Consider the following 4,373-nt stretch of genomic DNA (forward strand, 5'->3'; position numbering starts at 1 on the left):
TCCTGGGCGATGGTGGTGCTGGTGACCTTGCCGCCATCCATGCGTTCAAACGCGATCAGCACACCGGATTCGTCGGTAATCGCGATACACATCGGCACGCCGATTTCATTGGCGCGGTTGCGTGCGCCTTCGATCAGGATATAGGCATCCTCAATGGACAGGCGTTTGATGGTCAGCATTGGACTTCTCCCGGGACGTTTTCTTTGATGCAATTAACTGGCGGCATCTTAGGGCCTGCGCCAAAAGCCGATCAATCAGATAAAACGGCTTTCCGTATGGTGGAAGGCGCAGCATGTTGCGCCCACCACTTAGAAGTCGGGGCGCATGATCATCAGGTAAAGCGCGCCCAGCGGAAACAGGATGGCAATCCGCCCGACCATGTTCCACAGCCTGCGGCATTTCTCATAGCTTGCGGGCATCTCGGTTTCGCCGTTTGCGACGGTTTTGGCCGCGATCTTTGACATATAGATCTGAAGCGGGAGCAAGCCCACCAACCACAGCATCGCCGCCATGCCAAACAGACCAATGCCATAGATAAGATAGGGGGCCTCTGAAAGTGCGATGCCGGTCGCATGAAAAAGCCCGATGCCACCAATCACGATCAGGGCCGAACCAAGCGCAGTAAAGGCAAGATCAGTAACGTTGATCAGGCGACAGGCAAAGGCGATAACGACCGGATTGTTGGTCCGGTCTGCCTGTATTTTCCAGACGGCGGATACGATGATATTGCCCAAAAACAGGATGGCGCCAATGACGTGTATGAGTTTGACGGTTGCGTATTCCATCTGATTTTCCGGTTGGTAACAGGCAGCTGCCCGTTAAGGGTTAAGGGGCTTTGTCGGTGTTGACCGGCATGGTCAGATCTTCGGCCAGAAGGCCCAGAACAAAGCTTGAAAGATCCTGATCAGCGGGCGGTACGATCATGCCATCAATCACCAGCATGGCGATGCCGTGTGCCCGGCTCCATGCGGCAAGGGCGCGGTTATAGGCACTGGCGGCTTCGGCCAGGGTCATTTCGGCCTTGCGATCAACCGATGTGACCGCACGCTGCAAGACGTCAAAGGCGTTGTCGGCGGCATCGCGCAATTCGGGATATTGATCGAGGGGCGGGCGTTCGCGGCCAAAGATCAGACGGAAATGCTGCGGGTTTTCGACCGCGAACTGCACATAGGCAGCCCCCAGCGCCATGATGCGTTCTTCGTGATCGGGATGACTTTCCGCAGCACTTTCAAGTTGTTCGGCAAACCTTTCAAAGGCGGCAATTGCCACTGCCGCCAAAATGCCATCCTTACCGTCAAAATGGCGATAGGGGGCGGCTTCCGATACACCGGTCAGCCGCGCCAGACGACGCAGCGACAAACCAGCCGGGCCTTCGTCCGTCAGGATGTTTTCAGCTTGTTGCAGGAGGACATTCCGGACATCACCGTGGTGATACTTTCCCATTTGCACGTATCTCGTTTTTCTTATGTTAACTTCGTTAACATTATCCGTCGCGCCAAGTTTGTGCAACCCCATTTCGATCTTTCAGATCGACGAAGACTGAATTCGGAGATACGGTTCTGCGTGCATCAGGTTAATATATGCTCGCGATACGAGAATCTAAAAAAGGTGTTAGTAAGGTGATTGGCGAGAGACGCAAGGAAAAGCGAAGGTTCTGGATTTTCTTCTTCGTTGCATTGGTAATTACCGTGGCGGGAGGAAAGCTATGGAAGCTTGCAATTTATGAAGTGCCACAAGGCCTTGCTTCGGATGAATTCAACAAGCGTTGTATTGCTAACCTAGACGACCTTTCTGTACTTGTTACTGATCCCCAGATTGCGCCTTACCTTGTTTCTCAGGAGCGCATAGACGCAGCGTTTCCAGAGACCGAAGCCAGTATTTGGCAGTATGAGCACAAGGATTACAATAGTGTGGACGTATTGTTGACCTTGGTGGAAAACAAAACTTGCGTGGTTTCAATGACTGACCAAAGCTTAGATGCAACGAAATCAGCTTTGGCGAGCACGCTTGTTGGAAGAATTAAACAGATCGATCTTCCACCCGACAGACCAGGTATGGTTTCGTACATATTGTTTGATGAATCGGGCGCTATTCGGCGTGCGCTAGTAATTGTCGGCCCAACAGGCCATGAGGATTTGGAATTTGGTATCGCATTGGTCAAACCAGAAAATAATCGACTCCCTGATGGCGGCAGTTTGGATGATTACCCGATTGTAAAACCATAATTCTCGGTTAGGGGTACCCGTGATCAGGCATCAGCCCAGAACGAAGTCAAACCGGCTGATTTCGCCGTCACTTGCCGGATGCATGTTCATCAGAAGCGCGCTGTCAAACAGGTGATCAAGCTCGTTCAGCGGTTCATCCGGGAAATAAAGCTGGGTGGTCAGGGTTCGGCCATTGGGCGGTGTGATCTTGACGTGGTAATGCGGGGTGCGTCCGGCATATTCGGCCGGGCGGATGGTATCGAAATAATAGCGCCCCTGACCGTCAGTGCGCTGATAGCCGCGCATGTTAAAGCCCTGATTGTCATAATGGCCATCGGCATCCGCATGCCACAGATCGACAATCGCATTGGCAATCGGCGTGCAGGCCGAGTTCAGCACATAGCCCAGCAGGGTCACCGGCGTGCCGCCGGTATCGGTTCGGAAGTTGCGCTTTTCGGGCGGGTTTTCGCTATAGAACGGGCCTTCGGTCATGGCGCGTGTCGGGCCGATATCCTCCCCGCAGGCCGGGGTCGCCGGAAGGGTTCTGTCACTGGCGTAGGAAACCGGTGAAAGAATGGAATTGCCGATAAGTGCCGAGCCTGCAGCAAACCAGCCCTTAAGCGCAGATCTGCGCGACAGACCGGCCAAGTCCAGATCGATGGTCATTGGTTTTGCCTTTTCCCAACCGCGTTTGGGACCGTGTTTTTTGTTATGAGGTACAGATGTGGTCGCGGCGCGAAACTACAAGGTGAGGTTGGTCGAAAATTACTTTGATCACCAAAAAAAAATGCGCCACCCGTGAGGGGATGGCGCGAGGGAAGTCTGGCGCTTCAGGGTTCGGGGCTGCTTTAGGCGGAGTTGTTTTCCTGCTCAGCCGGTTGAGTTTTCGGGGTGTCTGGGTTGGTTGCCGCTGGTTCTGGTGCGGTTGGTGTGTCGGGGGTCGCTGGTGTCGTTGGTGTAGTGGTGTCTTGCTCTGGCTTGCTCGAACTGTCGTTTGGATCGGCTTCCGCCGTGTTTTCCGGTTTGTCGCTGTCTTCTGACGACGCATTGTTTTGGGTTTGGGTTGCTTGATCCGTGCTTGCTTGGGCCGGATCAGTATTGGCCGTTTTCCCGTCATCGTCGGTTGCTGCTGCCTGGGTGTCCTGCGATGCTGCCGTTTGGGAGGCATCGGACGCTTGTGTGCCGTCTGAGGATTGCTGCGGATCCTGAGAGGATTTGGCGGTGTCGCTTGCCTCTGCATCTGCCTCGGGCTTGGGTTGTTCATTTGCCTGTGCCGCATCTGGTGTTTCAGACGCCGGGGTGCTGTCTGGCTTGGCGGCAGCGTCAGATGCCTTGTTGTCGGTATCCGGTTTGGTGTCCTCAGATGCCTTGGCATCTGTGGCGGCAGGCGTAGTTTCCGTGTCCTTATCCGATGGGGACGCGGCCGTATCTTTATCCGTGCGTGCCTCGGTCTTGCCGTTGTCCGGTTTTGGCGTCTCGGCGGGGGCCGGTGTCAGGTCGACCGTGGGGGCGGCTGGTGTCTTTTGATCTTCGGGCCGGTCGGGGCGGATCAGGAATTTATTTGAGAGCGTGTCCTTGCCGATCAGAAGCGGTTGATCCAGGGGCCCCATTTCCAGAAGGCCGATTTCGACATCACGGATAACGCCGCCCAGCTTGATGCGGGTTTTGATCACAGGGGCGTGCACGGGCGGGGTGCTAGCACCTGTTTGCACATCGCGAAAGCCCGCGACTGGCAATGTCAGCTTCCAGACAATGGTCCGCGACTTAAGGCTGCTGTCGGCGGCAGGCGGGGCCTTGATGGTCAGGGAAAAAGATACCGAACCGCTGGCTGTTGCATCTGACGTGTCATCACTGCTGCTATCGGAACTGCCGGTATCGTCCTTGTCATCGCCGTCATCATCGACAGTGAGGTCGCTGACAAACAGGCAGGTTTGCGGTGCCGCGCCGAGGATCATGGACGGCAGCCCTGAAATCCCCCAGTCGGGCAGGGCGACGGCTTCGTCCGCAAACAGGACGATGCGATTTTTCAGCTGCGCGTCACTGCCAACCGTTCCGCTGGGAGCCGGTTTTTTGTTGGATGCAGCAAGTTGGATCAGGGTTTTGAGCAATATCGGGTTCATGCCACTTAGACGCGGCATGAAACCAGTTGTGATGCGATATTCGCCCGTT

Annotated in this window: 6 protein-coding genes; 1 reads left to right on the forward strand and 5 read right to left on the reverse strand. The window is 55.2% G+C overall.

Annotated elements, in window-relative coordinates; genetic code table 11:
* From B3Z49_RS17870 to B3Z49_RS17880, 3 genes are all read right to left on the reverse strand, one after another.
* A partial coding sequence (locus B3Z49_RS17870; RefSeq protein ID WP_296993505.1) for a GlcG/HbpS family heme-binding protein occupies positions 1 to 179 on the reverse strand: 179 nt, incomplete at its 3' end.
* A gap of 129 nt (positions 180 to 308) precedes the next feature.
* Entirely contained in the window at positions 309 to 785 is a 477-nt protein-coding gene (locus tag B3Z49_RS17875) for a DUF2269 family protein (protein WP_064780582.1), read from the reverse strand.
* A gap of 40 nt (positions 786 to 825) precedes the next feature.
* Positions 826 to 1,443, reverse strand: coding sequence for a TetR/AcrR family transcriptional regulator (locus tag B3Z49_RS17880; protein WP_296993294.1), 618 nt, complete (start codon positions 1,441 to 1,443; stop codon positions 826 to 828).
* A gap of 137 nt (positions 1,444 to 1,580) precedes the next feature.
* Here B3Z49_RS17880 and B3Z49_RS17885 point away from each other — a divergent pair, with 137 nt between their 5' ends.
* Positions 1,581 to 2,225, forward strand: a complete 645-nt coding sequence (locus B3Z49_RS17885) for a hypothetical protein (protein WP_296993296.1) — start codon at positions 1,581 to 1,583, stop codon at positions 2,223 to 2,225.
* A 30-nt stretch (positions 2,226 to 2,255) separates the two neighbouring features.
* Here the strand turns inward: B3Z49_RS17885 and B3Z49_RS17890 are convergent, their stop codons facing one another.
* Entirely contained in the window at positions 2,256 to 2,870 is a 615-nt protein-coding gene (locus tag B3Z49_RS17890) for an intradiol ring-cleavage dioxygenase (RefSeq protein WP_296993298.1), read from the reverse strand.
* A 182-nt stretch (positions 2,871 to 3,052) separates the two neighbouring features.
* The coding region (locus B3Z49_RS17895) for a hypothetical protein (protein WP_296993300.1) at positions 3,053 to 4,373 on the reverse strand (1,321 nt) is incomplete at its 5' end.

It is taken from the genome of Thalassospira sp. UBA1131, assembly GCF_002311515.1.
Lineage (GTDB): Bacteria > Pseudomonadota > Alphaproteobacteria > Rhodospirillales > Thalassospiraceae > Thalassospira.

Excerpts from the sequence above, each read along its gene's own strand:
- B3Z49_RS17875 (WP_064780582.1), bottom strand. The coding sequence starts at position 785 with ATGGAATACGCAACCGTCAAACTCATACACGTCATTGGCGCCATCCTG.
- B3Z49_RS17880 (WP_296993294.1), bottom strand. The coding sequence starts at position 1,443 with ATGGGAAAGTATCACCACGGTGATGTCCGGAATGTCCTCCTGCAACAA.
- B3Z49_RS17885 (WP_296993296.1), top strand. The coding sequence starts at position 1,581 with ATGCTCGCGATACGAGAATCTAAAAAAGGTGTTAGTAAGGTGATTGGC.
- B3Z49_RS17890 (WP_296993298.1), bottom strand. The coding sequence starts at position 2,870 with ATGACCATCGATCTGGACTTGGCCGGTCTGTCGCGCAGATCTGCGCTT.